This is a genomic window from Variovorax paradoxus EPS, assembly GCF_000184745.1.
GTDB lineage: Bacteria > Pseudomonadota > Gammaproteobacteria > Burkholderiales > Burkholderiaceae_C > Variovorax > Variovorax paradoxus_C.
The window spans coordinates 2,110,490-2,137,145 of sequence record NC_014931.1; the positions used below are offsets into that span (position 1 = coordinate 2,110,490).

Below are 26,656 nucleotides of genomic sequence, written 5' to 3' on the forward strand. Positions count from 1 at the left end.
TCAGCGCGCCTGCAATGGATCAGCGCTGCAGGAAGGCGGGCACCTCGCGGCCCTCGGAGGCGAGGAACTTCATCATCGGATCGACCACCGCATGCACCGCGGGTCGGTCGCGCACGCGGTTGCGCCAGGCGATGAGGCGTGGCGTCGCATCGGTCATGCCGGCGCCCTTGCGGTCGGCAAAGATGCAGGCCATGTAGAAGGCGATGTCCGCGAAGGAGTAGGGGCCCGCGAGGTATTCGCGTCCGGCGAGCAGGCCTTCCATCTCGGCGTAGTAGCGCGCGCAGGCTGCGCACGCGGCGACGGCCGGCGCGCTCTGCATGTCGTTCTGCAGGCCGAAGAGCTTGATGACGTTCGGGAAGAACACCTCGTCGGCCTTCTGCTCCAGCTGCCGCGCCCGTGCCCGGTCGGCGATGCCTTCGGGCCACAGGGCGGGAGTGGGGTAGCGGTCTTCGAGGTATTCGAAGATCTGGGTCGAGTCGAACAGCGCCACCGCGTCGTCGACCAGCACGGGCACCTGCTGCTTGACGGCGTTGACCCGAAGCACCTCGGGGTGCTTCGGCTCGTAGGCGTCGTCCTTGGTGAACGGCACCATGACGAGGTCGAAGGCGACGCCTTTTTCGCGTGCCGCGATCTCGACCTTGGCGCCGAACATGCTGAGGGGGCCGGAATAGATGTGAGTCGTCATGCCCCCGACTTCACCAGAAACGGTGCCTCAGGTCGAGCCCCAGACCTCCTGCGCCGTCTCGACCACCAGGCGCAGCTTGTTGCGCTGCGCTTCCACTGCGATGTTGTTGCCATGCACCGTGCTGGAGAAGCCGCACTGCGGCGACAGCGCGAGCTGCTCGAGCGGCGCGTACTTGGCGGCGTCCTCGATGCGGCGCTTGAGCTCGTCCTTGTCCTCCATCTCGCCGAACTTGGTGGTCACGAGGCCCAGCACCACCGTCTTGCCCTTGGGCAGATAGCGCAGCGGCTTGAAGTCGCCCGAGCGGGCGTCGTCGTATTCCATGAAGTAGGCGTCCAGGTCCATCTCCTTCAGGAGCGCCTCGGCCACCGGCTCGTAGTTGCCGGCCGCGGCGTGCGTGCTCTTGAAGTTGCCGCGGCACAGGTGCATCGCGAGCAACATGCCCGGCGGCTTCTGCGCGACCACCTTGTTGATGAATGCGGCATAGCGATGCGGCAGTTCGTTCGGGTCGTCGCCGCGCTTGCGGGCGGCTTCGCGCATGTGCTCGTCGCAGAGGTAGGCAAGGTTGGTGTCGTCCATCTGCACGTAGGTGCAGCCGGCGGCGGCCAGCGAGCGCAGTTCGTCGCCATAGGCCTTGGCTACGTCGTCGTAGAACACCGGGTCGAGCTCGGGGTACGCGTCCTTGCTGATGCCGGCGCGGCCGCCGCGGAAGTGCAGCATGGTCGGCGAGGGGATCGTCACCTTGGGCGTGCGGCCCGCGGAAACCTGGCTCTTGAGGTACTGGAAATCGGCAAGCTGGATGTCCTTGACGTGGCGCACCTTGTCGATCACGCGCATCGCGGGCGGCGCCAGTTCCTCGGTGCCGTCGGGCTTGCGGATGGTGACCGGAATGTCGGTCTTCACGCCGCCCAACTGGTCGAGAAAGTCGATGTGGAAGTACGTGCGGCGGAACTCGCCGTCGGTAATGCTTTTGAGGCCGATGTCTTCCTGGAAGCGGACGATCTCGGTGATGGCCTTGTCTTCGACCGTGCGCAGTTGCTCGGGCGTGATCTCGCCCTTGGCTTTCTGCTCGCGCGCTTCGAGCAGGTATTTGGGGCGCAGGAAACTGCCGACGTGGTCGTAGCGTGCGGGCAGGGCGGCGTGCTGGGACATGGGGTGAACTCCGTCGTGGCTGATAACGAACGGAGCATCCTATCGCCTTCGAAAGTGACTTGTTTGTATACGTTGATGTCGGTATTTACCCTTGGATCAGGCGTTTCAAGCTGTCTATTTCATGATTTCTGTATACATTGGGTATTCATGAAAACGCCCACGACCGCCTTTCCACTGAACGCCTGGTACGCCGCCGCCTACGACGTCGAAGTGCGCCACGCGCTGCTGTCCCGCACGATCTGCAACCAGAAAGTGGTGCTGTTCCGCCGCACCGACGGCCAGGTGGCAGTGCTCGAAGACGCCTGCTGGCACCGCCTGATGCCGCTCTCGCTCGGCCGCCTCGAAGGCGACGAACTGGTCTGCGGTTATCACGGCCTCGTCTACAACAGCCAGGGCCGCTGCACCCACATGCCGAGCCAGGAAACGCTCAATCCCTCGGCCTGCGTGCGCAGCTTTCCGGTGGTCGAGAAGCACCGCTTCGTCTGGATCTGGCCCGGCGACCCGGCCAAGGCCGACCCGGCGCTCGTGCCCGACATGCACTGGAACGACGACCCCGCCTGGGCCGGCGACGGCAAGATGATCCGCGTCAACTGCGACTACCGGCTCGTGGTCGACAACCTCATGGACTTGACGCACGAGACCTTCGTGCACGGCTCCTCCATCGGCAACCGCGAAGTCGCCGAGGCGCCCTTCGTCGCCACGCACGGCGACCGCTCGGCCACCGTCACGCGCTGGATGGAAGGCATCGACGCGCCGCCGTTCTGGGGCGGCCAGATCCGCCATGCGCGCGGCTACACGGGCAAGGTCGATCGCTGGCAGATCATCCGTTTCGAAGGTCCGTGCACGGTGAACATCGACGTCGGCGTGGCCGAGGCCGGCAGCGGCGCGGTACCCAAGGACGGCAACCCCGGCGACCGCAGCAAGGGCGTCAACGGCTACGTGCTCAACACCATCACGCCCGAGACCGACAAGACCTGCCTCTACTTCTGGGCGTTCGCGCGCAACTACTGCCTCGGCGAGCAGCGCCTCACGCACGAGTTGCGCGAAGGCGTGGCCGGCATCTTCCGCGAAGACGAACTGGTGCTCGAAGCCCAGCAGAAGGCGATGGACGACCACCCCGACCACCAGTTCTACAACCTCAACATCGATGCCGGTTCGATGTGGGCGCGCCGGCTGATCGACCGCATGGTCGAGAAGGAAAAGCCCGCGCGCGCCGCGATCCCGATCCGGCCCGTCGACCAGAAGCAGGCCGCATGAAGGCCGCCGTGGTTTCCCCCATCGAACCCGGCGACACCGGCAGTTCGCAGGCCGTGAAGGCGCAGTTGCGGCTGCGCGAAATGATCCTTGCGGGCGAACTGCCCGGCGGTGCGCGCATCGCCGAAGTGGCGATCTCCGAACAGCTCGGCGTCTCGCGCACGCCGGTGCGCAGCGCGCTGATGCGGCTCGAACAGGAAGGCTTGCTCGAAGCGCTGCCCAACGGTGGGTACGCGGTGCGCACGTTCTCCGAGCGCGACGTGGCCGATGCCATCGAGCTGCGCGGCACGCTCGAAGGACTGGTCGCCCGTCTCGCGGCCGAACGCGGCGCGGCGCCCGTCGTGTTGCGTGAAGCGCGCGCCTGCCTGCAACGCATCGACGAACTGCTGCGCGAGCCCGCGCTCGACGATGCGGCGTTCTCCCGCTACGTCACGCACAACGAGAAATTCCATGCGCTGCTGTGCGAGATGGCCGGCAGCCCGGTCATCGCGCAGCAACTGGAGCGCGTGGTCAACCTGCCGTTCGCCTCGCCGTCGGGCTTCGTCATCGTGCAGGCCAATTCGCCGGCCGCGCGCGACATGCTCGTGATTGCGCAGGACCAGCACCTGCAGGTGCTCGACGCCATCGAATCCGGCGAAGGCTCGCGCGCCGAGGCGCTGATGCGCGAGCACAGCCGCATCGCGCGACGCAACCTGCGCGAGGCGCTGCACGGCACGCCGACCGCCGAGCAGCGCCCGCTGCCCGGCGTGCAACTGATCCGCCGCCGCGGCTGATCGCGACCGTTCTCTCTCTTTCTTTGTTGGTGTCCCCCGATGAAAAGCGATCTTCAATGGATGCAGGCGCAGGTGGTTGCGCTGCGCGATGTCACGCCCACGGTGCGCGAGTTCGAGCTCCGGCCCGAGTCGGGCTTTGCCGCGTCGTATGAACCCGGCGCCCACCTGCAGGTGCAGGTGATGACTGCGCAGGGCAGGCTGCAGACGCGCTCGTATTCGCTCGTCGGCGAGGGCGACGGCCAGTGCTGGCGCATCGCGGTCAAGCGCCTGGACGACGGCCGCGGCGGCTCGCTCGCGATGTGGCAACTGGCGCCCGGCGACCGGCTGCAGGTGAGCGCGCCGCAGAACCACTTTGCGCTCGACCTTTCCGCGCCCGGGTACCTGCTGGTGGCGGGCGGCATCGGCATCACGCCGCTCGTGCTGATGGCGCAGCGCCTCGGCGCCCATGCGAAGCGCAGCGGGGTGCCGGTGAAGATGCTCTACGGCGCACGCCATGCCGGCGAGTTCGGCTACCTCCCGCATCTGCAGGAGGCACTCGGCGAGAACGTCGCCGCGCACGAAGGCTCGAAGCCAATCGATTTCCAAGCCGCCATCGCCGAGCTGCCGCCCGGCGGTCAGCTCTACACCTGCGGCCCGGTGCCGATGCTCGAAGCCGTCAAGCGCGCCTGGGAGGCGGCCGGCCGCGCCCCGGCGGACCTGCGCTTCGAAACCTTCGGCAGCAGCGGCCGCCTTGCAACGCAGGCTTTCACGGTGCGCATCCCCCGGCACGACCTGTCGATCACCGTGCCCGCCGACTGCACCCTGCTCGATGCGCTCGACGCCGCCGGCGTGCAGACCCTCTCGGACTGCAAGCGCGGCGAATGCGGCCTCTGCGCCACGGACGTGCTCTCGGTCGAAGGCGAAGTCGATCACCGCGACGTGTTCCTGAGCGCCCACGAGAAAGCAGCCACCACCCGCATCTGCGCCTGCGTGTCACGCGCCGTGGGTACGCTCACGCTCGATTCCGCTTACCGCGCCGACAGTTGATATCCCCCGGCCGTTCGGGCTGCTCGCCCCCATTAGTTCGGGCCGTTCGCCCCATCCGTTCGGGCCGTTCGCCCCATCCGTTCGGGCCGTGCGCCCCATCCGTTCGGGCTGAGCCTGTCGAAGCCGTGCGCAAGGCTTCGACAGGCTCAGCCCGAACGATGGTGACATCAGCCCGAACGGTGGTGACATCAGCCGCAACGGTGGTGACATCAGCCGCAACGGTGGTGAGATCAGCCGCAACGGTGGCGGCGAAGAGTGCTGCGCGATCATCGCGCAGTTCATTTATTGATCGCGCAACAAAGGCCCGCGAGAGGGGCCGGCTAGGTGATTGCCTGCTCCGCCGAATGTTGCAAAGTGTTGAAAATAGCCCCGGTTTCGCATTCCGTCCCTCCTAGGAAAACCTCATGCAAAGACGCCACCTCATCCAGACCGCGGGCCTCTCGGCGATCGCGCTCGCCACCGCCTTCGCACTGCCGCTGGCCAGCGCGCAGAGCAACACCTTCAAGATCGGCCTCATCCTGCCGATGACCGGGCAGCAGGCCTCCACCGGCCGGCAGATCGAAGCCGCGGCGCGCCTGTACATGGCGCAGAACGGCGACACCGTGGCCGGCAAGAAAATCGAGCTGATCGTCAAGGACGACGTGGCCACGCCCGACGTCACCAAGCGCCTTGCGCAGGAACTCATCGTCAACGACAAGGTGAACGTGATCGCCGGTTTCGGCGTCACGCCGGCCGCGCTGGCCGCCGCGCCGCTGGCCACGCAATCGAAGACGCCGCAGGTCGTGATGGCCGCGGCCACGTCGAGCATCACCGAGGCCTCGCCCTACATCGTGCGCTCCAGCTTCACGCTGCCGCAGGTGTCGGTGGTCATGGGCGACTGGGCGCCGAAGAACGGCGTGAAGACGGTGGTCACGCTGGTGGCCGACTACGGCCCCGGCAACGACGCCGAGAAGTTCTTCAGCGAGCGCTTCCAGCTCAACGGCGGCAAGGTGATCGAGAAACTCCGCGTGCCGCTGCGCAACCCCGACTTCGCGCCGTTCCTGCAGAAGGTGCGCGACGCCAAGCCCGATGCGCTGTTCGTCTTCGTGCCCTCGGGCGCGGGCGCGGCGGTGATGAAGCAGTTCCTGGAACGCGGCATGGACAAGGCCGGCATCAAGCTGATCGCCACCGGCGACGTGACCGACGACGATCAACTCAACGACATGGGCGACGGCGCGCTGGGCGTGGTCACCTCGCACCACTACTCGGCCGCCCACCCCTCCGCGATGAACAAGAAGTTCGTCGAAGCCTTCCAGAAGGCCAACCCCAAGATGCGCCCGAACTTCATGGCCGTGGGCGGCTACGACGGCATGCGCGTGATCTACGAAGCGCTCAAGACCACCAAGGGCCAGGGCGGCGGCGAAGCGCTGCTGGCGGCCATGAAGGGCCAGGTCTTCGAGAGCCCACGCGGCCAGGTGCTGATCGATGCGCAGACCCGCGACATCGTGCAGGACGTGTACCTGCGCAAGGTCGAGAAGAAGGACGGGCAGCTCTACAACGTCGAGTTCGATGTGATCAAGGGTGTGAAGGACCCGGGCAAGGCGAAGTAATTCGGTGCCTCGTGGTGGGGGGCGTTCAGGGCAGCGATCCCGCCGACGGGGTACACGGCGAAGCGAATGTCCCCCGCTTCGCTCCTCCTTTATTTCGCTGCGCAAGGCACCCCATCGGCGGGATCGTTTCGGGGCCGGCGTTGATCAGCGATATGCCAGCAGCGTGCCCAAGTGCGCGGGGCATCGGGTGCTCCCCGCAGCGAAATCAAGGAGGAGGGGCGAAGCCCCGGGGGACATTCGCGGAGGGGAGTACCCGGTGGCCTGTGCACCCGCCCTGAACAACAGCATCCAGAACGAACGCACCCTCAGACGCAGACAACAGACATGCTGACCATTCTTTTCGACGGCATCGCCTACGGCATGCTGCTCTTCGTCCTCGCCGTGGGACTGGCCGTGACGCTCGGGCTGATGAACTTCATCAACCTCGCGCACGGCGCCTTCGCCATGGCCGGCGGTTATCTCACCGTATTCGCGATGCAGAAGCTCGGCATGCCGTTCCTGGCCTGCCTGCCGTTCGCGTTCATCGTCGTCGCGCTGGCCGGCGCGCTGCTCGAGCGCACGCTCTACCGTCCGATGTACGGCAAGCCGCATCTCGACCAGGTGCTCTTTTCCATCGGCCTTGCCTTCATGGCCGTGTCGGCGGTCGACTATTTCGTCGGCTCGTCGCAGCAGAACCTGCAACTGCCCGAATGGCTGCGCGGACGCAGCGAGTTCGGCGATGGCGCGTTTCTTCTGGGCATGGGCCACTACCGCATCTTCATCATTGCCGTGTGCGCGGTGCTCACCGTCGTGCTGCAGCTCATCCTCTCGAAGACGCGCTTCGGCAGCCGGCTGCGCGCCGCGGTCGACGACCCGCGCGTGGCTGCGGGCCTGGGCATCAACGTGAACATCGTGTTCCTCATGACCTTCGCCGTGGGCTCGGGGCTCGCGGGGCTGGGCGGTGCGCTGGGCGCGGAAATCCTCGGGCTCGATCCGACCTTTCCGCTCAAGTACATGATCTATTTCCTGATCGTGGTGTCGGTGGGCGGCACCTCGTCGATCACCGGCCCGCTCGCTGCCGCGCTGCTGCTCGGCATCGCCGACGTGGCGGGCAAGTACTTCATTCCGAAGATGGGCGCGTTCACCGTCTACCTGCTGATGATCCTGATCCTGATGTGGCGGCCGCAAGGGCTGTTCACGCGCAAGGGAGGGCGTTGAGATGAGCGCGCCTTCTTCGTCTTCTTCCACCAACACCGCAACCTACGAATCGGCCCTGCTGCGCACCGCGCGCTGGCGGCCTTGGGAGTTCGTGGTCTGGGCCGTGGCCTTCGCGTTGCCGCTCCTAATGCCCTCGCACTCGCTGCTGGTCAACGAGATCGCCATCGTCGCGCTGTTCGCGATGTCGCTCGACCTCATCCTCGGCTACACCGGCATCGTCTCGCTCGGCCATGCCGCGTTCTTCGGTTTCGGCGCGTATGCGGCCGCGCTGTTCGCCAAGCTCGTGATGCCGGACCCGACCGTTGGGTTGGTGTTCGCAACCGTGCTCTCGGCGCTGCTCGGCCTCGTGGCCAGCGTGACGATCCTGCGCGGCAGCGACCTCACGCGGTTGATGGTCACGCTCGGCACCGCGCTGCTGCTGCTCGAACTGGCCAACAAGCTCGACTGGCTCACCGGCGGCGCCGACGGCCTGCAGGGCGTGGTGATGGGACCGGTGCTCGGCCTGTTCGAGTTCGACCTGTACGGCCGGACCGCCGCCTGGTATTCGCTGGCGGTGATGCTGGTGCTGTTCCTCGTGATGCGCCGGCTGGTGCATTCGCCATTCGGCGCGACGTTGAAGGCGATCCGCGACAACCGGTTGCGCGCGATGGCCATCGGCATTCCGGTGGTGTCGCGGCTCGCGGTCATCTACACCGTGGCGGCCGGCATTGCCGGCGCGGCGGGCGCGCTGCTCGCGCAGACCACCGGCTTCGCCTCGCTCGACGTGCTGGCCTTCGACCGCTCGGCCGATGTGCTGCTGATGCTGGTGATCGGCGGCGTGGGCTGGCTCTATGGCGGCGTGGCGGGCGCGATCGTCTTCAAGCTGCTGCAGAACTGGCTCTCGGCCGTGACGCCGCAGTACTGGATGTTCTGGATCGGCCTCATCCTCGTGCTGCTGGTGCTCGTGGGGCGCGACCGCTTGCTCAAGCCGTGGACGTGGTTCGGCATGGGCAAGAAGAAAGGCGGTGCGGCATGACCATCACCACCACCCCCACCACCGCCGATACCGTGCTTTCGACGCAAGGACTGGTGATGCGCTTCGGCGGCATCACGGCCACCAACAACGTCACGATGGAATTGAAGCGGGGCGCACGCCATGCGCTGATCGGCCCGAACGGCGCGGGCAAGACCACGCTGATCAACCTGCTGACCGGCGTGCTCGTGCCGACCGAAGGCCGCATCACGCTGCTCGGCGAAGACATCACCACGCTCGCGCCGCACAAGCGCGTGGCGCGCGGGCTGGTGCGCACCTTTCAGATCAACCAGCTGTTCGACTCGATGACGCCGCTGGAGACGCTGGCGCTCGTGGTGTCGCAGCAGAAGGGCATTGCCGCGCAATGGTGGCGCCCGCTCGGCGGCACCAAGGGGATTGCGGAGCGGGCGGGGCAACTGCTCGAACAGTTCCACCTGTCGGATGTCGCGAAGCAACAGACCAAGTTCATGGCCTACGGCAAGCGTCGCCTGCTGGAGATCGCCATCGCGCTCGCCTGCGAGCCGCGTGTGCTGCTGCTCGATGAACCTGTGGCGGGCGTGCCCGCTGGCGAGCGCGAGGAGTTGCTCGAGACCGTGGCCGCACTGCCGGCCGATGTGTCGGTGCTGCTGATCGAGCACGACATGGACCTGGTGTTCAGCTTCGCCGACCGCATGACGGTGCTGGTCAACGGCACGCTCTTGACCGAGGGCGACCCCGAGACCATCGCCAACGATCCGAAGGTGAAAGAGGTCTACCTGGGCCATGGAACGGGAACGGAGGGCGCCCATGTCTGAGCTGCTGCGCATCGAGAACCTGAGTGCGGGCTATGGCGAAGCTGTGGTGCTGCACGACGTGGCGTTCGCGCTCGGCGAGGGGCAGACGCTCGCGCTGCTCGGCCGCAACGGCACGGGCAAGACGACGCTCATCAACACGCTGGCCGGCGCCACGCGGCAGCACGGCGGCACCATCGCGCTCGGTGGACAGGCACTGCACAAGCTGGCACCGCATCAGCGTGCGGCAGCCGGCATCGGCTGGGTGCCGCAGGAGCGCAACATCTTCAAGTCGCTCACGGTGCACGAGAACCTCACCGCGGTGGAGCGCCCGGGCAAGTGGAACCCGCAGCGCGTCTACGAGATGTTTCCGCGCCTTGCAGAACGCAAGACCAATCTAGGCACGCAGTTGTCGGGCGGTGAGCAGCAGATGTTGGCAGTCGGCCGCGCGCTGGTGCTCAACCCCAAGCTGCTGCTGCTCGACGAGCCACTTGAAGGCCTCGCGCCGATCATCGTGGAAGAGCTGCTGCGCGCCATCCGACGCATCACGCAGGACGAGGGGCTGGCCGCGATCATCGTGGAGCAGCATCCGCAGGCGATCCTCGCGATTTCCGATCACGCGGTGGTGCTCGACCACGGCACCATCGTTCACACCGACAGCGCGGCGGCGCTGCGCAGCCAGCCGCAGGTGCTCGAACGGCTGCTGGGCGTGGCGCGGTAGCGGCCTTTAAGGAACAACGAAGGAGACAGACAGATGACGGCCCCGAAGACAGTGTTTTGCGGGGGCGCCATGCTGGCGGCCGCCGCGTTGCTCGCCGCATGCGGCACTCCCACCGGGCCGAGGGCGCTCACGCTCGGCGGTGAGCCGGCAACGTCCTGCGCGGCCCTCGCTTCGCCGATCGCGCCCGCTGCGATCGGCCTGCCGAGTGGCGCCGCGACCATCGACTCGGCGACGCTCGTTGCCGCATCCCCGCTGGCGGTCGCGGAGCGCGGGCCCAGCCCCGCGTCGCGCATCACGCCGACGACGCCCGCGCACTGCAAGGTGCTCGGCCGCATCGCACCGCTCGATGCGAGCGCGCCGCCGATCCTGTTCCAGGTCAACCTGCCGCTCGCTTGGAACGGGCGCAGCGTGCAGTACGGCGGTGGCGGTTTCAACGGAACGCTGATCACCGGCCTTTCGCTGGTGCCGGCCGGCCGCTTCGACCAGCCGACGCCGCTCGCGCAGGGCTACGTGACCTATGGCACCGACTCGGGCCACCAGAACGTGCAGGGCCAGCCGCCGCAAGCTTTTGCGCTCAACGACGAGGCGCTGACCAACTTTGCGCACGCCTCGTACAAGAAGGTGCGCGACGTGGCGGTGGCGCTGATGCAGCGCGCCTACGGGCAGGCGCCGCAGAAGCTGTACTTCATGGGCAGCTCCGAAGGCGGGCGCGAGGCGCTCACCATGGCGCAGCGCTATCCGCAGGATTTCGACGGCATCTTCAGCCGCGTGCCCGTCATCAACTGGACGGGTCTGCAGCATGCGGGCACACGCAACGGCATCGCGACCTTTGGCGAAGGGTGGCTGCGGCCCGCGCAGGTGCAGCTGGTGCACAACGCGGTGCTCGCGTCATGCGATGCCGCGGACGGCGTGGCCGACCGCATCGTGTCGAACCCGGTCGCGTGCCTGCAGCGCTTCGATGCGGCCAGCCTGCGCTGCGCGGCCGGCACGAGCGGCGACAACTGCCTCAACGATGCACAGGTGCAGGCGGTGCGCACGCTGCGCTCGCCATGGCGTTCGCCCGTGCCGCTGGCCAACGGCGTGACCGAATATCCCGGCTGGGGCATCGGCGGCGAAGGCACGCCGGCCTTCGCCTCGATGGGCGGCTGGAACGCGTGGTGGACGGGCATCGCCGCACCGACCGTGCCGCCGCAGCCGAGCAACGGCATCGCGTGGTTCTACGGCAGCGGGGCGCTGCAGTACTTCTATGCGCGCAATCCGTCTCTCGACGTGCGCAACTACCGCGCCGAAGACTTCGCTGCGCGCATCGCCACTGTGTCGCAACTGATGGATTCGACCAACCCCGACCTTGCCGCCTTCAACGCGCGCGGCGGCAAGCTGCTGATGCTGGAGCACATGGCCGACTACGCGCAGAGCCCGTTCGCCGGCATCCGCTATTACGAATCGGTGGTGACGCGCATGGGGCGCGACAACGTGGACCGCTTCATGCGCCTCTATACCGCGCCCGGTGTGGACCACGTGGGCAGCGGCGCGCCGGCCAATGTCGACATGCTCGGCGCGCTGGCCGACTGGGTCGAGCGCGGCCGTGCGCCGGGCGGGCTGCAGCTCGTCGAACAGGAAGTGCAGCCGCCGTTCAAGACCATCCGCGCGCGGCCGCTGTGCGAGTGGCCGCTGTGGCCACGCTACGTGAGCGGCGATGCGTCGCAGGCGGCGAGCTTCCAGTGCGCCAAGTAGCGAAAGCCTAGATCGCGCAGCCGTCGGGGCCGCAAGCGGTGGGTGCTGCTCCTGCGGCCTGCGGCGGGGCGACGAAGGTGGCGAGTTGCGCCTTCCATCCGTCCGCGCGCCCGAACCACGGGCTGATGTCGATACGGCTTGCGGGGCCGTCGGCCGGCTCCAGCACGAAAGTCGGAAACCCCTGGCCGCCCGATCGTTGGAGCAATTGGCGGCTCGCCGCGATGTGCTGCGCGGTCGCCTCGCCGGACAAGCGCGCGAACGCGGATGCGAAAGCCTCGGCATCGAAACCGAGTTCGACCGCCAGCGCGTCGAGCACATCGGCATCCGCGATGCGGCGGCCTTCCACGTAGTGCGCCTGCTGCACGCGATGCGCCATGTCCAGCCCGCCGCCCGCACGCAGCGCTTCGGCCGCGAGGATCGCCGTGGTCGGGGGTTCGGAGTCCATCGTCGCACCGGTGTCGCGCAGCAGCCCTTCGAGGTAGCGCTCGCCAAAAGGCTGGCCGGTGAGTTGGGCAATGCGCAGGTCGTGCGGCTTGACGTACTCCCGCCATTGCGCGGTGATCGGGCGCCGGTTGGCGCCGGTCATCATGCCGCCGCCGTGGATTTCGACCCGGAGGCCCGGCACGTCGCGCGCCGCGTCGACCAGTGGGGCGACCGCGTAGCACCAGCCGCACATCGGATCGAAGATGTAGTGCAGCGTGGCTGCGTTCGGGGCGTCGTTCACTGCGGCCATTTCATTTCTCCCTTGATGACCTTGGCGCTCAGTTCGAGAGACGAGGCGTGTTCCAGCTTCGGGTAGCGCTTCTTCATCGCGGCGATGAGCGCGACCGAGTCCTTGGCCTTCTTCGCTTCGGTCTCGAAGGCCTGCAGGTAGCCGCGGGTGAACTTCACCGAAGCGAGCGAGTAGGGCGTGCTGCCATCCGCATTCAGCAGGTAGTGGCCGGGCACCACGGTCTTGGGGTGCAGGGCTTCGATGCGGCCGAGCGTCTTGAGCCACTCGCTGCGGGAAGCTGGTGTCTGCGTGTCGGCGATCCACACGTGGATGTTGGCCGACACCGGGATGCCGCCGGCCACCGTCTTGAGCGAAGGAATCCAGGCGAAGGTGCGCGCGGGCGTGGGGCCGTCGAGACCGACGATCTGGATCTTCTGGCCTTCGAGTTCGATGCTGTCGCCTGCCAGCGGCTGTGGAACGACCACCGCCTTGGGCGCGTTCTCCTTCAGGATCGGGCTCCAGTACGCGAGCTTGCCGTCCTTGGACGCCTGGATCGCGGCCACGGTCGTCGGCGTCGCGACGATCTTCGCGTCGGGAAAAGCGGCCTGGATCACGTCGAGGCCGAAGTAGTAGTCGGGGTCGCTGTGGCTGATGTAGACGGTGGTCAGCTTCTTGCCGCTGGCTTTGATCTTCTGCACCAGCGCCTCGGCGTCGTTGCGCTGGAACTGGGCGTCGATCAGCACCGCGTCGGTCTGGCCAGTAACGAGCTCGGACGACACCGGGAACATCGACTTGGTGCCGGGGTTGTAGACATCGAGCTTGAGCGGCCCGGCGGCGTTGGCCGCCAGCGGCGCGAGCGCCAAGGTGGCGGAAAGGGCGGCAGTGGAAATCAGGGCTCTGCGGAACATGGCGGTCTTTCGGTCGGTTGGATGAGGGTGACAGCGAACAGACCGGATGTTAGGTTGCGAAAAACGAAACAAAAACCACCGCCGCCGCAATGGATCGTTTCTGTTATCGGTCAGATCAGGCGTCTGCCTTGCGGTCCGTCGCACACCGTTCGAGGTGCGTGACCAGCAATTGCGCCGAGGGCGACAGCGCTGCTTCACTGCGAAAGCAGATCGCGAAGCGCCGTCGCGCCCAGTCGTCGGTGAGCGGCATCAGGCGCAGGCCGAACGCATCGGCGAAAGGCCGCGCTACTTCCGCCGGCACCACGCTGATGGCGAGGCCGGCGCGCACCACGCGCAGCGCCGCGTCGAAGTTGGACACGAGCACCCGGTACACGAGCGGCTTGCCGGCCACGGCCGCCTCGCGCGCGAGCATCAGCTGCACGGCGCTCAGCGCGGGCATGCCGACGAATTCGTGGTCGAGCACCTGCTCGAAGCGCACCGCGTCGTGGCGGGCCACGGGGTGCGATGGGTGGGCGACGATCGCCAGGTGGTCCGAGCGATAGTCGCGCCGCTCCAGTCCTTCGAGATCGGCCGCGTCCCAGCACAGGCCAATGGACGCGATGCCCTCGCGGATGCCGCGAACGATCTCGGGGCTCACGCGCTCTTCCATGTCGACGCGGATGTTGCGGTGCGCGGGGTCCTGCAGGAAACCGGCCACGTCCTCGGCCAGCGATTCGGCCATCACCGAGGCCGAGGCCAGGATGCGCACATGCCCGCGCGCGCCGCCGGCGTAGGCCGCCATGTCGCGCTCGATGCGGTGGGCGCTGCCGAGCATGGCGCGCGCGTGTTCGAGCAGGGTTTCGCCGGCTGGCGTGGGCACCACGCCGCGCCGTTTGCGCAGCAGCAAGGGCGTGCCGACCGTGTCTTCCAGCTGCGCGAGGCGCTTGCTGATCGCCGAGCCGACGATGCTGGCCTGCTCGCCGGCGCGCGCGATGCTGCGGGTTTCGCAGACGGCGACGAAGAGCCGCAGAGTGGTCAGGTCGAGGTCTCTCATGATGTTGGTGGTGTTCCGTTTTGGAAGCAATCGGCTTCCAAAATATACCTTCTGGACTGAATCGGAACTTCTAACATCGACGCCGTACCCCTCACGATGGAGACAAAACTTGATTCACGCCTTCCTGCCGCCCCGCGCGGTCGTTCGCGAAGTGGGCCTGCGCGACGGGCTCCAGAGCATCGCCCGCGTGCTGCCCACCGCGCGCAAGCTCGAATGGATCCGCGATGCGCACGCGGCCGGCCAGCGCGAGATCGAGGTCGGCTCCTTCGTGCCGGCGCACCTGCTGCCGCAGCTGGCGGACACGGCCGAGTTGCTGGCGTACGCCAAGACGCTGCCGGGCCTTTTCGCCTCGGTGCTCGTGCCCAACCTCAAGGGCGCCGAGCGCGCCATCGCGGGCGATGCCGACCTGATGATGGTGCCGCTCTCGGCGAGCCACGCGCACAGCCTCGCCAACCTGCGCAAGACGCCCGACGAGGTGGTGGCCGAGGTCGGCCGCATGCGCGCCGCGCGCGATGCCGCGGGCTCGAAGACGCTGATCGACGGCGGCGTGGGCACCGCGTTCGGCTGCACGATCCAGGGCCACGTCGACCCCGACGAAGTGCTGCGCCTGATGCAGGCGCTGCTCGACGCTGGCGCCGACCGCGTGAGCCTCGCCGACACGGTGGGCTACGCCGATCCTGCGATGGTCCGCAGCCTGTTCGAGCGTGCGTTGCGCATCGCGGGCGAGCGCCTCTGGTGCGGCCATTTCCACGACACGCGCGGCCTCGGGCTCGCCAATGTCTACGCGGCGCTGGAGGTCGGCATCACCCGCTTCGACGCCTGCCTGGCCGGCATCGGCGGCTGCCCGCATGCGCCGGGTGCGAGCGGCAACGTCGATACCGAAGACCTGGTCTTCATGCTGGAGAGCATGGGGGTTGCCACCGGCGTCGATCTGCCGAAGCTGCTCGACCTGAGGAAACGCGTGGCCGGCTGGCTCGATGGCGAGACGCTGCAGGGCACCGTGTGGCGCGCGGGTTTCCCGAAGACCTTTGCACCTGCGGAAGGCGTCGCGGTATGAGCACGGAAGAAAAACGCCTGCCGCTCACCGGCATCCGCGTGGTCGAGTTCACGCACATGGTGATGGGGCCGACCTGCGGCATGGTCCTCGCGGACCTGGGCGCGGAAGTGATCAAGGTCGAGCCGATCGACGGCGACCGCACGCGGCACCTGCTGGGCGCGGGCGCGGGCTTCTTCCCGATGTTCAACCGCAACAAGAAGAGCATCGCGCTCGACCTGCGCAATCCGCAGGGGCTCGAGGCGGCGCTGCGCCTGTGCGCCACCGCCGACGTGGTGGCGCAGAACTTCCGCCCCGGCACGATGGACAAGTACGGCCTGGGCTACGCCGCGCTCGGCAAGCTCAATCCGCGGCTTGTGTACGTGAACCACACGGGTTTTTTGCCCGGACCCTACGAGCACCGCACCGCGCTCGACGAGGTGGTGCAGATGATGGGCGGCCTGGCCTACATGACGGGCCGCCCAGGCGATCCGCTGCGCGCGGGCACCAGCGTGAACGACATCATGGGCGGCATGTTCGGCGCCATCGGCGCCATCGCCGCGCTGATGCAGCGCGCCGAAACGGGCAAGGGGCAGGAGGTGCAGTCCGCGCTCTTCGAGAACAACGTGTTCCTGGTCGGCCAGCACATGCTGCAGTACGCGATCACGGGGCAGGCGGCCGCGCCGATGCCCGAGCGCATCTCGGCCTGGGCGCTGTACGACGTGTTCACCGTGAAGGACGGCGAGCAGATCTTCCTGGCCGCGGTGAGCGACGCGCAGTGGACGGTGTTCTGCGACGCGCTCGGCTTCGACGACCTGAAGGCCGATCCGGCCCTGCGCACGAACAACGACCGCGTGCGCTTGCGGCCCACGTTGCTGGCCGACCTGCGCGTGCGCCTGGTCGACCGTTCGGCGGCCGAGCTGTCGGCGATCTTCGAGGCGCGCGGCCTGCCGTTCGCGCCGATCACGCGGCCCGAAGACCTGTATGCCGATCCGCACCTGAAGGCCACCGGCGGCCTCGCGAACATCCGCCTGCCCGACGGCGAGCGCGCCGGCGAGATGGCGCAGACCACGCTGTTCCCGATCACGCTCGGCGGCGAGCGCCTGGGCGTGCGGCTGCATCCGCCGACGCTGGGCGAGCACACGCGCGAACTGCTGGCCGAACTGGGCTACGAAGGCGCGCAGATCGCGGCGATGCAGGCCGACGCGGCCATCGCCTGATAGCTTCATCAAAAACAATACGAGAGACAAGACCATGACCCCGAACCTTTTTCCGATGAACCGCCGCGCGATGCTGGGCTTGGGCGCTGGCGCCGCGGCGCTCGCCGCATTCCCCGCGCTCGCGCAGGGCTCCGACAAACCGATCCGCTTCATCCTGCCGATCAGCGCGGGCTCGGGCGTGGACAACATCGTGCGCGCCGCCTCGGTGGCGCTCGGCAAGGCCTTCGGCCAGCCGGTGGTGGTCGAGAACATGCCGGGCGCGGGTGGCATCACCGGCACCGCGGCCATCGTCAAGGCGGCGCCCGACGGGCTCACGCTGGGCATGGTGTCGAACAACCATGTGATCAATCCGAGCGTGTTCAAGAAGATGCCGTTCGACGCGATCAACGACATCACGCCGATCAGCGTGGTGGGCGCGACGCCGCTGGTGCTGATGGTGAATCCGAAGCTGCCCGCCAAGAACGTGAAGGAGCTCGTGGCGCTGCTGCGCGCCAAGCCCGAGGGCTACAACTACGCCTCGTCGGGCAACGGCACCATCATCCACCTGGCCGGCGAGATGTTCATGGACGAGGCCGGCGTGAAGGCGCGGCACATTCCGTACAAGGGCACCGGCCCGATGGTGACCGACATGATGGCGGGGCAGGTCGAGATCGGCGTGGTCGCGCTGCCCGCGGTGCAGCAGCACATCAAGAGCGGCGCGCTGCGCGCCATCGGCGTGTGCGGACCCGCGCGCTCGCCGGCTGCGCCGGACATTCCGACGATCGCGGAGCAGGGCCTGCCGAACTACGCGGTCGAAGGCTGGTTCGCGGTGATCGGCCCGCCGAAGATGCAGGCGGCCGACATCAAGCGCGTGCACGACGCCGTGGCGGCCGCCTACACCAGCGCCGAGGTGCGCGAGGCGATGGACAAGCAGGGCAACGTCATCAAGCCCACTTCGCCCGAGGAAGCCGCGAGCTACTTCCGCAGCGAGGCCGCGCGCTATGCGGCGCTCGTGAAGAAGGCGAACGTGGTGCTGGAATAAGCCAGCAGATTCAGGCGGGGCTCGTGAGCTTGAGCCCGAGGATGCCCGCGACGATCAACCCCACGCACGCGAGCCGCGCCGCATTGGCCGGCTCGTGGAACAGCACGATGCCCAGGATCACCGTGCCCACGGCGCCGATGCCGGTCCACACCGCGTAGGCCGTGCCCACGGGCAGCGAGCGCATCGCCCAGCCCAGCAGCACCACGCTGAGAATCATCGAGATCACAGTGCCGACCGAGGGCCAGAACTTCGTGAATCCTTCGGTGTACTTGAGGCCGATGGCCCATCCCATTTCAAGCAGACCAGCCACCAGCAATACGACCCAGGCCATGCGCGCTCCTTGGTGAAAACAAAAGGGGTTCAGTTCTCCGGCCGCACGGCACGGTAGAGGGCGCGCACGAAATCGGACTGCGTGATCATGCCGGTGAGACGCTTTTCACCATCGATGATGGGGATATGGTGGTGGCCGCCTTCCGAGAAGAGCGGCACGAGGTCGACCACCGGCCGCTCGGCGCTGGCCACGCGCACCTGCCGCGTCATGATCTGGCCGACCACCTCGGGCTTGTTCGACACCACGGTGCGCGTCGCGCGGATGAGGTCGCGCAGCCGGCCCGCGATGCCTTCGTGGTGCTGCAGGTCGAGCTGCCGGAAGAAGTCGGCCTGCGTGACGATGCCCACCACGCGGCGCGTGCGGTCGGTCACCGGCAGCGCCTTGATGCGCTTCTCGTGCATCAGCGCCCAAGCCTCCTGCAGCGGTGTGCCGAACTCCACCGAGATCGGGTTGGGCGACATGATGTCGCCGCAATCGAGCGTGCCCAGGCGCCGCTTGTACGACTCGAGCTCGGTCTGCTGGATCAGCGATTCGAGGTCGTCGCGGCTGATGTCCAGCACCTGGTTGTAGCGGGCCAGCACCGCATCGATGTCGGCCTGGCTGAAGCGGGCGTCCGCGCGCGGCGGCTGCGCCACCTGCACATGCGGATAGCGCCGGCCGGTGAGCGAGTTGTAGGCCACGCCGGCCAGCACCAGCAGCAGCGAATTGGTGAAGAACGGAAAGAGCGCCGACGAGAAATGCGTGGTGTGCGTAAGCACCGCGAGCAGCGCCGCGGCGCCGCCCGGCGGGTGCAGGCAGCGCGCAAAGAACATCACGCCGATGGCGCCGGCCACCGCGATGGCGGCGGCGAGGGCCGGGTCGGGAATGAAGCTCACGCTCGCGATGCCGACCACCGCCGACAGCGTGTTGCCGCCGATCACCGACCAGGGCTGCGCGAGCGGGCTTGCAGGCACCGCGAACACCAGCACGGCGCTCGCGCCCAGCGGCGCGATCAGCCACACCGCGCTGCCCAGCGGCCCCGCCAGCCAGCGGCAGAGCACCGCGGTGACGAAGAGGCCGATGGCCGCGCCGCACACGGCGCGCAGGCGCTCGCGCATGTCGACGGTGGTGCGGCCTGGCAGCCAGGCGCGCGCGTAGGTCAGGACTGCGGAGAGCCGCATCGAGACGTTCCTTTCAGATCTCGTTGGCGAGGCTGCGCCCGATCTCCGGCCAGCGGCCGTGTAGCCAGACCCAGGCGACCAGCCCGATGGCGAGCATCAGCGTGGAGGTGACTGCAAGCGCCAACGTGGAGTGCATCACCAGCGGGGCGATCGCGCCGGCAACGACGCCGTTGGCGGTCGAGCCGATCACTGCCTGCAGCGACGAGGCCATGCCGCGGCGCTCGGGGTGCAGGTCGAGCACGAGCAGCGTGACCACCGGCACCATCAGCGCCCAGCCGAAGGCGAACACCGCGAGCGGCCACAGCGCCCAGGCCACGTGCGCGTCGAAGAAGAAGTTGGCCACCACGTTGACCACCGAGGTCACCAGCATGATCAGGAAGCCGTCGCGGATCTGCCGCTTGGGCGTGACCTTGCCGGCCATGCGGCCGCTGGCGCGCGCGCCGAGCATGATGCCGCCGATGGTCAGAAGGAAGAACCAGAAGAACTGCTGCGGCTGCAGCGCGAGGTGGTCGCCGAGGAACGCGGGCGCGGCCAGCACGTAGAGGAACATGCCGTTGAAGGGCACGCCGCTCGCGAGCGCGAGCAGCAGGAAGCGCGGATCGGAGCACAGGTCCCAGTAGCCGCGCATCAGGTGGCGCACATGGAACGACTGGCGGTGCGAGGCGTGCAGCGTCTCGGGCAGCAGCTTGTAGTTGGCGACGAACAGCACCACGCCCACGGCCACCAGGAACCAGAACACCGCGTGCCAGCCCGCATGCACGAACAGGAAGCCGCCGATGATCGGCGCGATGGCCGGCGCCACGCCGAAGTAGATCGTCACCTGGCTCATCACCCGCTGCGCCTCGGCGGGCGGGAACATGTCGCGGATCACCGCGCGCGAGACCACGATGCCGGCGCCGGTCGAGAGGCCCTGCAGCCCGCGGAAGAGCACGAGCTGCGTGATGGTCTGTGAGAGCGCGCAGCCCAGCGAGGCGATGGTGAAGACCGCAAGGCCCCACAGCACCACGGGCCGGCGGCCGAAACTGTCCGACAGCGCGCCGTGGAACAGGTTCATGAACGCGAAGCCGAACAGGTAGGCAGAGAGCGTCTGCTGCATCTCGGCGGGCGTCGCGCCGATGGAGCGCGCGATGCCCGAGAAGGCCGGGATGTAGGTGTCGATGGAAAACGGCCCGAGCATGCCGAGCACCGCGAGCAGGACGGCCAGCGCCCAACGCGGGGCCTGCCAGAGTTTGTCGGCGTCTGGATTCATGTCGTGATGGGAGAGAAGAATGGCGCGTGAGGTACGCACCGAAAGAGTGCGAGCGTAGCAGACGCGCCGAAGGGCCGCTGGCGCCGGCCGGCCACTAAACTGCGCGCCTGCACGCGTTGAAGAAGAAGGAGGGAAAAGATGATTTCGGAATTCCTGTCGATCACCCGCGGCGAACTCTGGCTGCGCAGCGGCGATGCCCCGCCGGTGCAGATCGAATCGCCATTTGCGCGCGAACTGCTCCAGCGCGAGGCCGACAGCCGCCGCACCACGTCATGGAAGCACGCGGAGCGCGAGGAGTCCACCGGCATGCTCTCGGGCGCATCGCTCTGGGGCCGCGGCGGACCGGGCGGGGCGATGGCGCCGGCGCGTTTCCTGCACGTCTGCCGCGGCGGGCCGCGCAGCATCTATTACGTGCTGACGGTGGGCCGCAGCATCGGCCTCTTTCGCTACGAACTCGACGACAAGCGCGAGATCCGGCTCTTCCACCGGCAACAAGCGCCGGTGCTCGGCCTCACCTACGTGCCCGAGACTCGCCACCTCGTGCTGGCCGTCGGCTTGCCTGACGGAACCGCGCAACTGGAGGTGTTCGACGAAGAGGGCAACGCCAAGGGCGCGATCACCGGCGGCGACAGCCTGGACGCTGCGCCGGCCGTGATGCCGGGCTCGGCCTCGACGCTGGTTTATCAGTCGTGCGGCGTGGCGCGGCATCCAACCCACGGCGGCGTCGTCGCTATGGCGCATTCGACCGTGAACTGGCTCGACTACAAGAGCGCGCAGATGGACAGCCTGCTGGACGACCCCGAATGGGATTTCATCGCCCCGCGCATCGCGGCCGACGGAACGCTCTACGCCATCCGTCGTCCGGTCGAAAAGCCGGCCCACGAGCGCGCCGGCGGCGCGGTGAAAGACACGCTGATGATGCCGCTGCGCCTGGGCAAGGCGGTCTTCGGGTACCTCAACTTCTTCTCGATGATCTACGGCAAGGAGCCGCTGCGTTCGGCAGGCGGGCCGCGCACCCCCGAGCTCGACCAGGACCTGGGCCAGCTCTGGCTGCACGGCCGGATGATCGAGCTGTCGAAGGTGCGCAACGACCCGCAGTACGCGGGCAACCTGGTGCCGGGCTCGTGGCAGTTGATCGCGCAGGAAGGCCGCCGCGCGAACCCGCGCGTGGTCGCCTCGCACGTGGCGCACTTCGATCTCGCGCCGGACGGCACGGTGCTCTACAGCAACGGCTACGACATCTTCTCGTGGTCGCGCGGCGAGCAGCGCAAGCTGAACCGGGAAGCGCTGGTGGAGGGGCTCGCGGCGCTCTGAGAACGAACGGCGCATCGGCCAAAGAAAAAGGCCCGGAACCGCGTGTGCGGTTCCGGGCCTTTTTTTGAGCCTGTCCGGCATTGCTGCCGGACAAAGCCGTTGGCTCATCAGAGCGTATCGATGAAGCTGCGCAGCTTGTCCGAACGCGACGGGTGCTTGAGCTTGCGCAGCGCCTTGGCTTCGATCTGGCGGATGCGCTCGCGGGTCACGTCGAACTGCTTGCCGACTTCTTCCAGCGTGTGGTCGGTCGACATCTCGATGCCGAAGCGCATGCGCAGCACCTTGGCTTCGCGCGGCGTCAGCGAGTCGAGGATGTCCTTGACCACGTCGCGGAGGCCCGCCTGCATTGCGGCTTCGATGGGCGCCGTGTTGCTGCTGTCCTCGATGAAGTCGCCCAGGTGCGAATCGTCGTCGTCGCCGATGGGGGTTTCCATCGAGATCGGCTCTTTCGCGATCTTCATGATCTTGCGGATCTTGTCTTCCGGGATCTCCATCTTGGCGGCCAGGATGCCGGCGTCGGGCTCGAAGCCGAACTCCTGCAAGTGCTGGCGCGAGATGCGGTTCATCTTGTTGATCGTCTCGATCATGTGCACCGGAATACGGATGGTGCGCGCCTGGTCGGCGATCGAGCGGGTGATCGCCTGGCGGATCCACCACGTGGCGTACGTCGAGAATTTGTAGCCGCGACGGTATTCGAACTTGTCGACCGCCTTCATGAGGCCGATGTTGCCTTCCTGGATCAAGTCGAGGAACTGCAGGCCGCGGTTGGTGTACTTCTTGGCGATGGAGATCACGAGGCGCAGGTTGGCCTCGATCATTTCCTTCTTGGCATCGCGCGAAGACGATTCGCCTTCGTTCATGCGCTTGTTGATGTCCTTGAGCTGCGTGAGCGGCACCACCACTCGCGACTGGATGTCGGCCAGGCGCTGCTGCAGTTCCTGCACCGGCGGAATGTTGCGCGCGAGCACGGCACTCCAGGGCTTGCCGGCGGCGGCCTGCTTCTCGACCCACTTGAGGTTCAAGAGGTTCGACGCGATGCGATTGCCGTTCTTGTCGTAGCCGCTGAAGTCGCGGATGAACTCGTCCTGCGGGAAGCCGCACTTGTCCACGATGATGCGGCGCAGTTCGCGTTCTTTCTTGCGAACGTCGTCCACCTGCGTGCGCACCAGGTCGCACAGCTTCTCGATGGTCTTGGCCGTGAAGCGGATGGTCATCAGCTCTTCGGACAGGGCCTCCTGGGCCTTGACGTACGCGGGCGTGCCGTAGCCTTCCTTGTCGTAGATCTTGTGGACCTTCTCGAACATGCCGGCGATGCGGTCGAAGCGCTCGAGCGCGTCGCGCTTGAGTTCTTCGAGCTTCTTGGTGAGGGCCTTGGAGCCGCCCTTGCCGTCGTCGTCGTCTTCTTCGTCGAATTCGTCGAAGTCTTCTTCGGCCACGTAGTCGTCGGCCTCGTTGGGGTTCGAGAAGCCGTCCACGATGGTCGAGATGACGACCTTGCCTTCGCGGATTTCATTGGCCAGGCGCAGGATCTCGGCGATGGTGGCGGGGGAGGCCGAGATGGCTTCCATCATGGCCATCAGGCCGCCTTCGATGCGCTTGGCGATTTCGATTTCGCCTTCGCGCGTCAGCAGCTCGACCGTGCCCATTTCGCGCATGTACATGCGGACCGGGTCGGTGGTGCGGCCGAATTCGCTGTCCACCGTGGACAGGGCCGCTTCGGCTTCTTCCTCGGCTTCTTCCACCGTGGTGGCGGTGGGCGCGGTGTTGTTCAGCAGCAGGGTTTCGGCGTCGGGCGTTTGCTCGTACACCGCCACGCCCATGTCGTTGAGCATGGTGACCACGACTTCCATGGTCTCGGCGTCTACCAGCTTGTCGGGCAAGTGGTCGGAGATTTCGCCGTGCGTGAGGTAGCCGCGGGTCTTGCCCAGCGTGATCAGGGTCTTCAGGCGCGAGCGGCGCTTGGCCAGGTCTTCTTCGGAGAGCACGGTCTCGTCGAGGCCGAACTCCTTCATCAAGGCGCGTTCCTTCGCCTTGCTGATCTTCATGCGCAGCGGCTTGACCTTTTCTTCAGTGGTCGTGGCAACCGCCGGCTCGTCGCCGGCCAGGTCTTCCTCGATGTCCGACAGGTCGACGTCGCTCTCGGGCGCGTCATTGCCGGCCTTGGGCTTGCGGCCGCGCTTGGCGCCGGTGGCAGGTGCGGCGGCACCGGCAGCCTTGGGGGGGCGCCCGACTTTTTTGGCGGCGGGAGCGGCGACTTTCTTGGGATCGTCGAGGGTGGTCGTTTTCGTGGGCACGGTTTTCACTTTCGTTGCGGATGCCGATTTGGACGCGGCGGCACCCGTCTTAGATGCCGACGTAGTGCCGGCTTTCAACGGTTTCTCTGCTACAGGCTTTTTGGCGACGCTTTTGGCGAGTGAAATAGCAGGCTTCTTTGAACTGGGCATACGACCTCGTTACGACAAGAATGGACAAGCGGAAATCACAGGCGCACCGCCATTCAGGCAGCGCCACCGAGCCCGCGCACAGGCACGGACATAAAACAATTGGGAAAGAGGAAATTAATTCCTCAGCAGACAAGATGTCGGGCGAACATTTGGTGTGCAGTCCTTGCGGTTATTGACCCTTTCCGCCGGAATTTACCGTTGGAGTGCGTTGCGCTAGGGGTCGGCCCGGAGGTGCTGCTGTCGCTCTTGTCTGATTTCGCCAGTTGCGAAGCCCTACATTATAGCGTATTGCACAAATTTCAAGCAGTTTCTGAACCGCGTGGACTCAGGCGGTTGCGCAATTCCAACCGCCGCGCCTCGAGCGCCTTGTAGCGCTCCAGCGCTTTCGGGTCTTTTCCGACGGCGGCGATGGCTTCGCTTTGCTGGGCCTTGAGCCGATCGTCCAGCATGAAGTCGAGCACGCTGGAAAGCTCCTTCGCCGCGTCGGCGAGATGCTGCTCCTCCTCGCCCTCAGGCACCGGCACTGCATCGGCGACGTTCATGAGCCGTTCGGCCAGCGCTTCGAAATCCAGCCCTCGCATGCCTTCGCGCAGCGCCGCCCAGGGTTGCACACCGTGCTCGTGCAACTGGCTGTCGAGCCAGGTGAAGAGCGCGCCGTGCGTGCCGGGCAGGTCGCACAGCATCAGATGGAGTTCGTGCGAGAGCGCATCCCACTGCGCCATGTTCGAGAGCAGCAGCCGCACCGCCACGTCGGGCCGGCTCGGCGGCTTGCCGCGACCGCGCAATGGCTCGATAGGCTCTTCGAACTTGCCACCCCAGCGCTTGCCCTTGACGAACTTGCGCGGCTTGCTATCGGTTTCATAGCGCGGCGCCTCAAATTCCATCGGCGGCGGCATGTCCGGATAGTCCCCGCCATCGCCGCTGGATTCGCTGTAGCGAGGTGAAGGCGGGGCCGCGACCTTGCGCGGGCCGGGCGTGGAGGCCCAAAGGTCCGAAAGCGCTGCCGCATCGAGTTGCACCAGCGTGGCGATCTCGCTCAGCAACTGCCGCTTGAGCGCGCCATCCGGCATCGCACTCCAGAGCGGGCGCACGTTGCTGGTCATGTGGGCCCGGCCTTCGGCGGTGGTCAAGTCGCAGCCTTCGCGGGCGGCTTCGAGCATGAAGCGCGACAGCGGCGTGGCCTCGGCGACGAAGCGGGCGAAGGCCTCGGCGCCGTGTTCGCGGATGAAGCTGTCGGGATCGTGCTCGGCAGGCAGGAACAAGAACTTGATGCTGCGCACATCGGTGGCATAGGGCAGGGCGCCGTCGAGTGCCTTGCGCGCGGCGCGGCGGCCTGCGGCGTCGCCGTCGAAGCTGAAGACCACCGATTCGGTGAAGCGGAAGAGCTTCTGCACATGCTCGGTCGTGCAGGCGGTGCCGAGCGTGGCCACCGCGTTCGGAAAGCCCAGCTGCGCGAGGGCGACCACGTCCATGTAGCCCTCGGTGACCAGCGCATAGCCGCGGTCGCGGAAGGCGGCGCGCGCTTCGTACAAGCCGTAGAGCTCGCGGCCCTTGCTGAACACGGGCGTTTCGGGCGAGTTCAGGTACTTGGGCTTTTCGTCGCCGAGCACCCGCCCGCCGAAACCGATGCATTCGCCCTTGACGTTGCGGATCGGGAACATCACCCGGTCGCGGAAGCGGTCGTAGCGCTTGGCCTCGCTGGCCTCGAGCTGGCCATCTTCGGTGTTGACGATAACGAGGCCGCTCTCGGCGAGCAGCGGATCGTCGTAGTCGGGGAACACGCTGGCCAGCGCGCGCCAGCCCGCGGGCGCATAGCCGATGCCGAACTGCTTGGCCACTTCGCCGGAGACGCCGCGGCCCTTGAGGTATTCGATGGCGCCGGGCGCCTGCCGCAGCGACTTGCGGTACGCGTCGCCAGCCTTTTCGAGCACGTCGGTCAGCGTGGCCTGCTTCTGGCGCTGGCTCGCGGCGCGGGCGCGCTCGGCAGGGGAGGCGTCGTCCTCGGGCACCTGCAGGCCGTACTGGCCGGCGAGATCGTGCACCGCCTCGACGAAGCCCATGCCCGCGTGCTCCATGAGAAAGCCGATGGCGTTGCCATGCACCCCGCAGCCGAAGCAGTGATAGAACTGCTTGGTCGGGCTGACGGAAAAAGAGGGGGATTTCTCACCGTGAAAGGGGCACAGCCCCATGAAGTTGGCGCCGGCCTTCTTGAGCGGCACATAGCGGCCGACGATCTCGACCACATCGGCGCGCGCGATGAGTTCCTGGATGAATGAAGCGGGGATGGTCATGTAGGCGAAGAGCGGCAAATCATACGCAAG

22 protein-coding genes and 1 pseudogene are annotated in these 26,656 nt (G+C 67.1%); 13 read left to right on the forward strand and 10 right to left on the reverse strand.

Annotation, left to right across the window (positions count from 1 at the left end; all coding sequences use genetic code 11):
• Positions 1-19: 19 nt before the first annotated feature.
• Together VARPA_RS09610 and VARPA_RS09615 are read right to left on the reverse strand one after the other, a co-directional pair.
• Positions 20-685: a glutathione S-transferase family protein gene (locus tag VARPA_RS09610; protein ID WP_013540364.1), complete on the reverse strand. Its 666-nt coding sequence runs from the start codon at positions 683-685 to the stop codon at positions 20-22.
• A 27-nt stretch (positions 686-712) separates the two neighbouring features.
• Complete coding sequence (locus VARPA_RS09615; RefSeq protein ID WP_013540365.1) at positions 713-1,834, reverse strand: 5-methyltetrahydropteroyltriglutamate--homocysteine S-methyltransferase; 1,122 nt, start codon at positions 1,832-1,834, stop codon at positions 713-715.
• A gap of 147 nt (positions 1,835-1,981) precedes the next feature.
• Here VARPA_RS09615 and VARPA_RS09620 point away from each other — a divergent pair, with 147 nt between their 5' ends.
• The 9 genes from VARPA_RS09620 to VARPA_RS09660 all read left to right on the forward strand — a co-directional run bounded on the left by VARPA_RS09620 (position 1,982) and on the right by VARPA_RS09660 (position 11,910).
• Entirely contained in the window at positions 1,982-3,091 is a 1,110-nt protein-coding gene (locus VARPA_RS09620; RefSeq protein WP_013540366.1) for an aromatic ring-hydroxylating dioxygenase subunit alpha, read from the forward strand.
• Positions 3,088-3,861: a GntR family transcriptional regulator gene (locus VARPA_RS09625; protein WP_013540367.1), complete on the forward strand. Its 774-nt coding sequence runs from the start codon at positions 3,088-3,090 to the stop codon at positions 3,859-3,861. Before VARPA_RS09620 ends, VARPA_RS09625 begins: the two co-directional genes overlap by 4 nt.
• Before the next feature lie 39 nt (positions 3,862-3,900).
• Positions 3,901-4,887 (forward strand): PDR/VanB family oxidoreductase, encoded by a 987-nt coding sequence (locus VARPA_RS09630; RefSeq protein WP_013540368.1) that lies wholly within the window; start codon positions 3,901-3,903, stop codon positions 4,885-4,887.
• A gap of 404 nt (positions 4,888-5,291) precedes the next feature.
• On the forward strand, positions 5,292-6,476 hold the full coding sequence (locus tag VARPA_RS09635) for an ABC transporter substrate-binding protein (protein WP_013540369.1): 1,185 nt from the start codon (positions 5,292-5,294) through the stop codon (positions 6,474-6,476).
• Positions 6,477-6,800: 324 nt separating this feature from the next.
• The gene (locus VARPA_RS09640) at positions 6,801-7,673 is read left to right on the forward strand and encodes a branched-chain amino acid ABC transporter permease (protein ID WP_013540370.1); all 873 of its coding nucleotides are present in this window, start codon (positions 6,801-6,803) and stop codon (positions 7,671-7,673) included.
• 1 nt (position 7,674) lies between these two features.
• Positions 7,675-8,688 carry a branched-chain amino acid ABC transporter permease gene (locus tag VARPA_RS09645; RefSeq protein ID WP_013540371.1) on the forward strand — a complete coding sequence of 338 codons (1,014 nt, stop codon included), beginning with the start codon at positions 7,675-7,677 and terminating at the stop codon, positions 8,686-8,688.
• Positions 8,685-9,479 carry an ABC transporter ATP-binding protein gene (locus VARPA_RS09650; protein ID WP_013540372.1) on the forward strand — a complete coding sequence of 265 codons (795 nt, stop codon included), beginning with the start codon at positions 8,685-8,687 and terminating at the stop codon, positions 9,477-9,479. The genes VARPA_RS09645 and VARPA_RS09650 overlap by 4 nt, the downstream gene beginning before the upstream one ends.
• Positions 9,472-10,176, forward strand: coding sequence for an ABC transporter ATP-binding protein (locus tag VARPA_RS09655; protein ID WP_013540373.1), 705 nt, complete (start codon positions 9,472-9,474; stop codon positions 10,174-10,176). Before VARPA_RS09650 ends, VARPA_RS09655 begins: the two co-directional genes overlap by 8 nt.
• 33 nt (positions 10,177-10,209) lie before the next feature.
• Complete coding sequence (locus VARPA_RS09660; protein ID WP_013540374.1) at positions 10,210-11,910, forward strand: tannase/feruloyl esterase family alpha/beta hydrolase; 1,701 nt, start codon at positions 10,210-10,212, stop codon at positions 11,908-11,910.
• 7 nt (positions 11,911-11,917) lie between these two features.
• Here the strand turns inward: VARPA_RS09660 and VARPA_RS09665 are convergent, their stop codons facing one another.
• From VARPA_RS09665 to VARPA_RS09675, 3 genes and pseudogenes are all read right to left on the reverse strand, one after another.
• Positions 11,918-12,643: a DsbA family protein gene (locus VARPA_RS09665; protein WP_013540375.1), complete on the reverse strand. Its 726-nt coding sequence runs from the start codon at positions 12,641-12,643 to the stop codon at positions 11,918-11,920.
• Positions 12,637-13,530 (reverse strand): annotated as a pseudogene (locus tag VARPA_RS09670) (MBL fold metallo-hydrolase); the annotation flags it as partial. The pseudogene VARPA_RS09670 and the gene VARPA_RS09665, both read right to left, overlap by 7 nt.
• Before the next feature lie 115 nt (positions 13,531-13,645).
• Positions 13,646-14,563: a LysR family transcriptional regulator gene (locus VARPA_RS09675; RefSeq protein WP_013540377.1), complete on the reverse strand. Its 918-nt coding sequence runs from the start codon at positions 14,561-14,563 to the stop codon at positions 13,646-13,648.
• 109 nt (positions 14,564-14,672) lie between these two features.
• On the opposite strand from VARPA_RS09675, the gene VARPA_RS09680 reads away from it, so the two are divergent.
• From VARPA_RS09680 to VARPA_RS09690, 3 genes are read left to right on the forward strand one after another with little or no spacing between them, the layout of a single operon-like run.
• On the forward strand, positions 14,673-15,620 hold the full coding sequence (locus tag VARPA_RS09680) for a hydroxymethylglutaryl-CoA lyase (RefSeq protein ID WP_013540378.1): 948 nt from the start codon (positions 14,673-14,675) through the stop codon (positions 15,618-15,620).
• Complete coding sequence (locus tag VARPA_RS09685) at positions 15,617-16,816, forward strand: CaiB/BaiF CoA transferase family protein (protein ID WP_013540379.1); 1,200 nt, start codon at positions 15,617-15,619, stop codon at positions 16,814-16,816. Before VARPA_RS09680 ends, VARPA_RS09685 begins: the two co-directional genes overlap by 4 nt.
• Positions 16,817-16,850: 34 nt before the next feature.
• Entirely contained in the window at positions 16,851-17,837 is a 987-nt protein-coding gene (locus VARPA_RS09690) for a tripartite tricarboxylate transporter substrate binding protein (RefSeq protein WP_013540380.1), read from the forward strand.
• Positions 17,838-17,847: 10 nt separating this feature from the next.
• Here the strand turns inward: VARPA_RS09690 and sugE are convergent, their stop codons facing one another.
• The 3 genes from sugE to VARPA_RS09705 are packed head-to-tail and all read right to left on the reverse strand — an operon-like array spanning position 17,848 to position 20,577.
• Positions 17,848-18,168 carry a quaternary ammonium compound efflux SMR transporter SugE gene (gene sugE, locus VARPA_RS09695; protein WP_013540381.1) on the reverse strand — a complete coding sequence of 107 codons (321 nt, stop codon included), beginning with the start codon at positions 18,166-18,168 and terminating at the stop codon, positions 17,848-17,850.
• 29 nt (positions 18,169-18,197) lie between these two features.
• Complete coding sequence (locus VARPA_RS09700) at positions 18,198-19,328, reverse strand: HPP family protein (RefSeq protein ID WP_013540382.1); 1,131 nt, start codon at positions 19,326-19,328, stop codon at positions 18,198-18,200.
• 13 nt (positions 19,329-19,341) lie between these two features.
• Positions 19,342-20,577 (reverse strand): multidrug effflux MFS transporter, encoded by a 1,236-nt coding sequence (locus tag VARPA_RS09705; protein WP_013540383.1) that lies wholly within the window; start codon positions 20,575-20,577, stop codon positions 19,342-19,344.
• Positions 20,578-20,715: 138 nt separating this feature from the next.
• Between VARPA_RS09705 and VARPA_RS09710 the strand changes: the two genes are divergently transcribed.
• Positions 20,716-21,891 carry a hypothetical protein gene (locus VARPA_RS09710; RefSeq protein ID WP_013540384.1) on the forward strand — a complete coding sequence of 392 codons (1,176 nt, stop codon included), beginning with the start codon at positions 20,716-20,718 and terminating at the stop codon, positions 21,889-21,891.
• 107 nt (positions 21,892-21,998) lie between these two features.
• On the opposite strand, the gene rpoD is transcribed toward VARPA_RS09710, so the two are convergent.
• Positions 21,999-24,335 (reverse strand): RNA polymerase sigma factor RpoD, encoded by a 2,337-nt coding sequence (rpoD, locus tag VARPA_RS09715; protein ID WP_013540385.1) that lies wholly within the window; start codon positions 24,333-24,335, stop codon positions 21,999-22,001.
• A 299-nt stretch (positions 24,336-24,634) separates the two neighbouring features.
• The gene (gene dnaG, locus VARPA_RS09720; protein ID WP_013540386.1) at positions 24,635-26,626 is read right to left on the reverse strand and encodes a DNA primase; all 1,992 of its coding nucleotides are present in this window, start codon (positions 26,624-26,626) and stop codon (positions 24,635-24,637) included.
• Positions 26,627-26,656 lie beyond the last annotated feature (30 nt).

Bases quoted from the DNA above. Each gene is read 5' to 3' on its own strand.
- VARPA_RS09685 (WP_013540379.1), top strand. From the start codon at position 15,617: ATGAGCACGGAAGAAAAACGCCTGCCGCTCACCGGCATCCGCGTGGTC.
- VARPA_RS09620 (WP_013540366.1), top strand. From the start codon at position 1,982: ATGAAAACGCCCACGACCGCCTTTCCACTGAACGCCTGGTACGCCGCC.
- dnaG (WP_013540386.1), bottom strand. From the start codon at position 26,626: ATGACCATCCCCGCTTCATTCATCCAGGAACTCATCGCGCGCGCCGAT.
- sugE (WP_013540381.1), bottom strand. From the start codon at position 18,168: ATGGCCTGGGTCGTATTGCTGGTGGCTGGTCTGCTTGAAATGGGATGG.
- VARPA_RS09635 (WP_013540369.1), top strand. From the start codon at position 5,292: ATGCAAAGACGCCACCTCATCCAGACCGCGGGCCTCTCGGCGATCGCG.
- VARPA_RS09640 (WP_013540370.1), top strand. From the start codon at position 6,801: ATGCTGACCATTCTTTTCGACGGCATCGCCTACGGCATGCTGCTCTTC.
- VARPA_RS09650 (WP_013540372.1), top strand. From the start codon at position 8,685: ATGACCATCACCACCACCCCCACCACCGCCGATACCGTGCTTTCGACG.
- VARPA_RS09615 (WP_013540365.1), bottom strand. From the start codon at position 1,834: ATGTCCCAGCACGCCGCCCTGCCCGCACGCTACGACCACGTCGGCAGT.
- VARPA_RS09625 (WP_013540367.1), top strand. From the start codon at position 3,088: ATGAAGGCCGCCGTGGTTTCCCCCATCGAACCCGGCGACACCGGCAGT.
- VARPA_RS09660 (WP_013540374.1), top strand. From the start codon at position 10,210: ATGACGGCCCCGAAGACAGTGTTTTGCGGGGGCGCCATGCTGGCGGCC.
- VARPA_RS09700 (WP_013540382.1), bottom strand. From the start codon at position 19,328: ATGCGGCTCTCCGCAGTCCTGACCTACGCGCGCGCCTGGCTGCCAGGC.
- VARPA_RS09690 (WP_013540380.1), top strand. From the start codon at position 16,851: ATGACCCCGAACCTTTTTCCGATGAACCGCCGCGCGATGCTGGGCTTG.
- VARPA_RS09655 (WP_013540373.1), top strand. From the start codon at position 9,472: ATGTCTGAGCTGCTGCGCATCGAGAACCTGAGTGCGGGCTATGGCGAA.
- VARPA_RS09665 (WP_013540375.1), bottom strand. From the start codon at position 12,643: ATGGCCGCAGTGAACGACGCCCCGAACGCAGCCACGCTGCACTACATC.
- rpoD (WP_013540385.1), bottom strand. From the start codon at position 24,335: ATGCCCAGTTCAAAGAAGCCTGCTATTTCACTCGCCAAAAGCGTCGCC.
- VARPA_RS09705 (WP_013540383.1), bottom strand. From the start codon at position 20,577: ATGAATCCAGACGCCGACAAACTCTGGCAGGCCCCGCGTTGGGCGCTG.
- VARPA_RS09610 (WP_013540364.1), bottom strand. From the start codon at position 685: ATGACGACTCACATCTATTCCGGCCCCCTCAGCATGTTCGGCGCCAAG.
- VARPA_RS09710 (WP_013540384.1), top strand. From the start codon at position 20,716: ATGATTTCGGAATTCCTGTCGATCACCCGCGGCGAACTCTGGCTGCGC.
- VARPA_RS09675 (WP_013540377.1), bottom strand. From the start codon at position 14,563: ATGAGAGACCTCGACCTGACCACTCTGCGGCTCTTCGTCGCCGTCTGC.
- VARPA_RS09645 (WP_013540371.1), top strand. From the start codon at position 7,675: ATGAGCGCGCCTTCTTCGTCTTCTTCCACCAACACCGCAACCTACGAA.
- VARPA_RS09630 (WP_013540368.1), top strand. From the start codon at position 3,901: ATGAAAAGCGATCTTCAATGGATGCAGGCGCAGGTGGTTGCGCTGCGC.